This window comes from Bacillota bacterium, assembly GCA_013314855.1.
Lineage (GTDB): Bacteria > Bacillota > Clostridia > Acetivibrionales > DUMC01 > Ch48.
Genome location: JABUEW010000175.1, coordinates 1 through 6,156, shown reverse-complemented (window position 1 = coordinate 6,156; position 6,156 = coordinate 1). Strand labels below are relative to the sequence as shown.

Annotated in this window: 4 protein-coding genes; all 4 read left to right on the top strand. The window is 38.1% G+C overall.

Annotated features, from left to right (window positions below; translation table 11 throughout):
- Positions 1 to 358: 358 nt before the first annotated feature.
- The 4 genes from HPY74_19150 to HPY74_19135 are packed head-to-tail and all read left to right on the top strand — an operon-like array spanning position 359 to position 6,132.
- A complete protein-coding gene (locus tag HPY74_19150) occupies positions 359 to 1,585 on the top strand; it encodes a biotin/lipoyl-binding protein (protein NSW92729.1) in 1,227 nt (408 codons plus the stop codon).
- Positions 1,586 to 1,601: 16 nt separating this feature from the next.
- Positions 1,602 to 4,484 carry an FtsX-like permease family protein gene (locus HPY74_19145; protein NSW92728.1) on the top strand — a complete coding sequence of 961 codons (2,883 nt, stop codon included), beginning with the start codon at positions 1,602 to 1,604 and terminating at the stop codon, positions 4,482 to 4,484.
- Between the two features lie 60 nt (positions 4,485 to 4,544).
- Entirely contained in the window at positions 4,545 to 5,201 is a 657-nt protein-coding gene (locus HPY74_19140; GenBank protein NSW92727.1) for an ABC transporter ATP-binding protein, read from the top strand.
- Entirely contained in the window at positions 5,182 to 6,132 is a 951-nt protein-coding gene (locus tag HPY74_19135) for an ATP-binding cassette domain-containing protein (GenBank protein ID NSW92726.1), read from the top strand. The genes HPY74_19140 and HPY74_19135 overlap by 20 nt, the downstream gene beginning before the upstream one ends.
- Positions 6,133 to 6,156 lie beyond the last annotated feature (24 nt).

The window sequence follows — 6,156 nt, the reverse complement described above, 5'->3', positions numbered from 1 at the left end:
CATGACCCATTATATTCCGGAAACGGTGCTCCAGGCCTCTAGAGCCTGTAAATTCACTTCGGGGCAAATCAAACTCGCAAAATAATTTGAATAAAATTTAATAGCACATCAATGTAATTATTTTGCTTAGAACAGTTGATTTGCTTATCCCTCGTCGGATTAACAGGCTCTACGAGACCTTCCGCAATGTTTCTGTCATTATATGGGTCATATATAAAAAATGCGCCCTTTTTCATTGTATTGACTTTACTTTTTTGAAAATAAGAGTTAATATTATAATGAAAATAAGAGTTAATATTATAAATAAAAAAGGAAAAAACATTCCGACCAGCTGATATGTATGTGGGGGTATACTCTGATGAAAAAAATGTATGTGTTGTCCGCAAGGTTATACCGAATTATAGTGAAGGTTGTTTTTGCGATAGTTATAGCATTATTTATTTTCTCTTTGCCGGGGTGTTACTTTTTCCCACAGGAAGAAGAAGTCCTTGCTCCTCCCTTAAAAACTCCCGAAAAAGTTACCTACAAGACTATAAAAGTAGAAAGAGGGACTATTGAAAAAAGGATTAATGCTACAGCCTATTTTGTATCTGATCTTCAGACTGATATTTCATTTAAACATAGGGGCGGAAGGATTGAGTCAATAAACGTAAAAACCGGGGATATGGTACAAGAAGGGGACGTGTTAATCCAGCTTGAAACAGATAACCTGGAAAACCAGTTATTTCAACAGGAAATAGCTCTAGAGAGGCTTAAACTCAATTATAACCAAACATTGTCTAATACCGAAAGGTCAATTAAATTAGCCCAACTTCAACTTGATGATTATAATAAAAAGTTAGAGAAATTAAAAGCAACGATAGAAAATGTTCCTGAAGGAGTATCTATACAGGATGTAATGCCTGGTGCAGTTGAAGAAGTGGAGGCGCTGGAAGAGCAGATAAAGGAGCAGGAAATTATAATTCAGGGAGAGATAGAGAAATATAATAATACTAAAACTTTAATGGAATTAGATATTAGAACTGCTGAAATGCAAATACAAAACCTTCAAATGGAACTGGAGAAAACCAAGCTTGTTTCACCTGTTTCAGGAAGGGTTGTCTGGATTGCCTCTTTAAAAGAAGGTGATTATGTATACGCACATTCAAATCTTATTAGGATTGCCGATGTAAACAGGCTCAAATTAAAATATTCGGGAGATAATGTCTCAGATTTCAAGATGGGGGATAAAGTTGAAGTAAAGATCGATGACAATGAGTATGTTGGCGAAGTAGTTATGACTCCATCTACAGCTCCTTTTGATGCTGATGAGAGCATAAAGAAATCTGTCCTTATTGATGTAAAAAATATGCCAAAAGGTGTTTCTCTGGGTGACCCTGCAAGGATAAGCCTTCTTTTGGAGAGGAAAGAAAATGTAATTGTAATACCCAGGGATTTACTCCGTGGTTTCATGGGTCAGAAAACTGTCTATGTACTTGAAGATGGGATGAAAAAAGACAGGAATGTGCAGGTTGGGATAGAAACACCTACCCAGGTTGAAATAGTAAAAGGTCTTGAAGAAGGTGAAGAAATCATAGAATGGTAAAAAGGGGGGAGGACTGTTGCTGATTATACTAGTAAGGAAAATTTTAAATAATAAGTGGATGGTTTTATCCCTGCTTATAGGGTCAATATTAACAGTTGCCATGGTAAGCAGTGTTCCCATATATACCAATGGAGTATTACAAAGAATGCTTGTAAAAGACCTTGAGAGTTACCAGCAAAACTACGGAGGGTTTCCTGGAAGGCTCAGCATAAAGTCCAAGCTCCACTATTACAGTAATGACGGGAATGACAGAATAGATGCATACATATGGTTTGATAATAGAGTTGTGAAGTTCCCTGAAGAACTGGGTGTCCCTGTAATTGTAAAAAACAAATCTTTAATTGCGGATAATCTTCTTGCTATACCTGAAATACAAAGAGAAGAAAAACCAAAAACCAGGTTTTTTAAATTTGAAGGTATAACTGATTTTGAAAAGCATGCGGATATTATACACGGTAGGATGTTTTCCGCGAAAATGGATGGGGATATTATAGAGGCCGTTATCACTGAAAAGGCCCTTGATAATCTGGATTTAAGACTGGATGAAGTTTACCTGGTAAAAGATTTTCTTAATGAAGATAAGGTACTCTGTAAGGTGAAAATTGTCGGAACGTTTACCATGAAAGACCCTGGAGACCTTTATTGGTTTGATGGGTTATGGAACTATGATGAAAGCTTTATAATAGATTACTCTCTATTCAACCGGTTTTTTATAGAAACTGGAAAAGAAACTGAAGGTGCATATTTGACAGAGGCACGCTGGAACTATGGCCTTGATTATCATAAAATTAAAATTGAACATATTGATGGAATCCTTTCTGCCTATCAAGAGCAGTTAAGATGGATAAAGAAATATACTGCAATTCTTGAGACAAGGCTTCCATTAATACCGATCCTTGAAGAGTATCAGAAACGGGAAAAAAGATTAAGTATAACTTTATGGGTACTGCAGGTTCCCATTCTATTAATGCTTGCATTCTACATGTTTATGGTAGCCCAGCTTATAGTGAAAAATGAAGAAAATGAAATAGCGGTTGTAAAAAGCCGAGGTTCAAGCAGTTTGCAAGTATTTTTAAGCTATTTTTTTGAGAGCTTGTTATTAGCAGGCATAGCCTTTTTAACAGGACCTCCTTTAGGACTATTTATTTGTAGGATTCTTGGACTATCGAATGGATTCCTTGAGTTTGTACAGAGGACGGCCCTTCCTGTGGAATTAAGTAAAGAAGCTTATATTTATTCCCTTATAGCTCTGGCCCTATTTATTGTTTCAATGCTCTTACCCGCCTATTTATCTTCCAGGACCAGTATTGTCCTTTATAAACAGCAGAAAGTCAGAGGAAGGAAAACACCTGTGTGGAAACGTTATTTCCTTGATTTAGTCCTTTTAGCTATTGCGGGTTATGGCTTATACAACTATAAGATGAGGAAAATTACCCAGATTTTTACAGGCGTCAGCGGCACTGACCTGGCCATTGACCCTCTTCTGTTCCTTATTTCTACTATGTTTATACTGGGTGCAGGCCTTGTATTTTTGAGAATATACCCTTTATTGGTAAACCTTGTTTTTTGGGTTGGGAAAAAAGTGTGGACTCCTGCCCTTTATGCTTCTTTTATCCATGTAGGAAGGTCCAGTGGGCAAGAACAGTTCTTAATGTTATTTTTAATTCTTGCGCTATCTCTTGGTATATTCAATGCCAATGCAGCACGTACATTGAACAGGAACATTGAGGAAAAGGTGATGTATGATGTAGGAGCAGATATAGCTATAAAAGCAAAATGGGATACTAATAAGGTGTCTTTTGGAAGTGATATGCTAGGTGTCGGTATGATGGGAGAAACCGGTGGTGGTATAGGGGTTGGAGGGGATGATGGTCCTGTAGAGTACATTGAACCTCCATTTGAGCAGTTTGAGAAGCTTTCAGGAGTTGAACTGGCAACCAAGGTTTTCAGAAAAAGCAATATTGAATTAAGAAGCATTGCAGGAATTTCATATAATGTAGACTTAATCGGCATAATTCCTGATGAGTTTGGGAAAGTATCATGGCTTAGGCCCGGGTTACTGCCGTACCACTGGTATAATTATCTAAACCTTTTGGCAGAGTCTCCGACTGCTTTTCTGGCATCAAGGTCAGTCCAGGAGAAATATAAGTTAAGGGAAGGGGATTCAATTTATATAACCTGGGAAGGCCAAACATACCTTGAAGGTTACATCTACGCTTTTGTAGACTATTGGCCTACGTTTAATCCCAATTTAAAAACTCCTAAGGGTGAACCCAGGGATTTAATTGTGGCGAATTTCTCGTACATCCAGGCAAAAATGTCGCTAGAACCCTATGAGGTATGGATAAAGAGAAAACCTGGTGCAACTGATACCGAGGTGTATAATGATATTCAAGAAAAGAAAATAGAGCTGACGGATATTAAATTTACAAAGAATGAAATAATTAAGAAAAAGAATGACCCGATGCTTCAAGGAACAAATGGTGCGCTTACAATGGGATTTGTAATTACTATGCTTATAAGTGCCATAGGATTTTTAATATACTGGGTATTGTCTATACGGAGTAGGGCTTTACAATTTGGAATATTCCGTGCTATGGGATTGTCAATGAGAAATATAGTCATTATGCTTATATTTGAGCAACTGTTGATATCTGGGATGGCGGTGTTAATGGGGATTATTATAGGTGGGCTTACCTGTGACTTATTTATTCCTCTTATCCAAATAGCATATAGTGTAGAGGAATTGGCACTACCCTTTAAAGTGTTTGCCTATGGCGGTGATTATATTAAAATATACTCTATTGTTGGTATGATGCTTTTATCCGGTATTACGATACTGGGAATTCTTGTTTCAAAAATTAATATTAACCAGGCTATAAAGCTAGGGGAAGATTAAATTGAGGAGGTCAAAATGAAGGATAATAGGACACCGGTAATATGGACGGAAGATCTGGATATGGATTTCCGTTCCGCAAGAGAAATTGTACATGCACTAAAAAAAGTAAATATCCGTATCCTACCGGAGAAACTTACAGTTTTAAAAGGTAGGTCAGGATCAGGGAAAACGACATTAATAAATCTCTTAGGAGGACTGGATACTCCAACGGGGGGGAAAGTGTTTTTTAAAGGCAGGCAAATAAGCAATATGTCCGCTTTAAAAAGGGATGAAATTAGGAGGAAGGATTTTGGGTTTGTGTTCCAATCGATAGCCATAATTTCCATAATGTCTGCTTATGAAAATGTTGAATTTGGGTTGAGGATAGCAGGTTATGACCCTGCATACAGGAAAGAAAGGGCGGAAGAATGCCTTAAACTGGTAGGCCTCGGGAAACGGATGCACCATAGGGCACATGAACTTTCAGGTGGAGAACAGCAAAGGGTGGCTATAGCAAGAGCAATAGCCCACAGGCCCGGAGTTATTTTTGCTGATGAGCCTACTGCTGAACTTGATACGCATATGGGGCTGCAGGTTGTAAAGTTGTTTAAAACCCTGGTAGAAAAAGAAGGGCTTGCAGTTGTAATGTCAACCCATGACCCCAGTATGATGGAGGTAGCCGACTGTGTATATACCCTTGAGGATGGTGAGATAATAGATGAGCGATGGGCAGGATGATAACAGGCAGGATAATAACATAATAGTATGTGAAAACCTTGTGAAGATTTATAAAACAAAAGAAACCGAAGTAGTAGCTTTGCAAGGACTTGATTTGACTATTGAAAGAGGAGAATTGATGGCAATAATAGGAAACAGTGGAAGTGGTAAATCTACCTTGCTTAATATGTTGGGTGGACTAGACAGGCCTTCTGCAGGGAGGTTAATAGTTGATGGTAAAGATTTGCTTAAATTCACTGACCGTCAGCTTATGAAATACAGGAGAGAAACAGTAGGATTTGTCTGGCAGAATAATGCAAGGAATTTAATTCCATACTTAACAGCAAGGGAGAATGTTGAACTACCTCTTATATTAAGCGGAAAACGCAAAAGGGCTTCTAAAGCTTTGGAATTACTTGAAATGGTGGGATTATCCCATAGAAAAAACAACAAGCTAAGCCAGCTTTCCGGGGGCGAACAACAACGGGTGGCTATAGCTATAGCTCTATCTAACAATCCTAAAATACTCCTTGCCGATGAACCCACAGGAGCTGTTGATACAAAGACGGCAAGTCAAATATTGGATGTTTTTCGAAGTATGAATAGAACATTAGGTGTAACTGTTATTATCGTTACTCATGATAGGAATATTGCCGGCAAGGTTGACCGCGTGGTGGCAATACGGGATGGAAGGACCAGCAGTGAGTTTATAAGAAAGAAATCTTATGCGGAAGAATTGGAAGAGATGAAGAATGGAGTAATATTCAACGGGGAAAATGGAACTCACGAAGAATTGGCAGTACTGGACAAGGCCGGACGGCTTCAAATACCTGACGAATACATTGAGGCGTTGGGGTTGAAAGGAAAAAACAAGGTAAAAGTGGTGCTTGAAGATGGGAAAATCCTTCTTGTACCTCCAGGTAAAGATGGAAATGAAAAGGCAGCGGGATAATAGAAAAAAATAGAAAAAAATAAT

Coding starts and splice junctions, on each gene's coding strand:
- HPY74_19150 (NSW92729.1), top strand. CDS start 359: ATGAAAAAAATGTATGTGTTGTCCGCAAGGTTATACCGAATTATAGTG.
- HPY74_19140 (NSW92727.1), top strand. CDS start 4,545: ATGGATTTCCGTTCCGCAAGAGAAATTGTACATGCACTAAAAAAAGTA.
- HPY74_19135 (NSW92726.1), top strand. CDS start 5,182: ATGAGCGATGGGCAGGATGATAACAGGCAGGATAATAACATAATAGTA.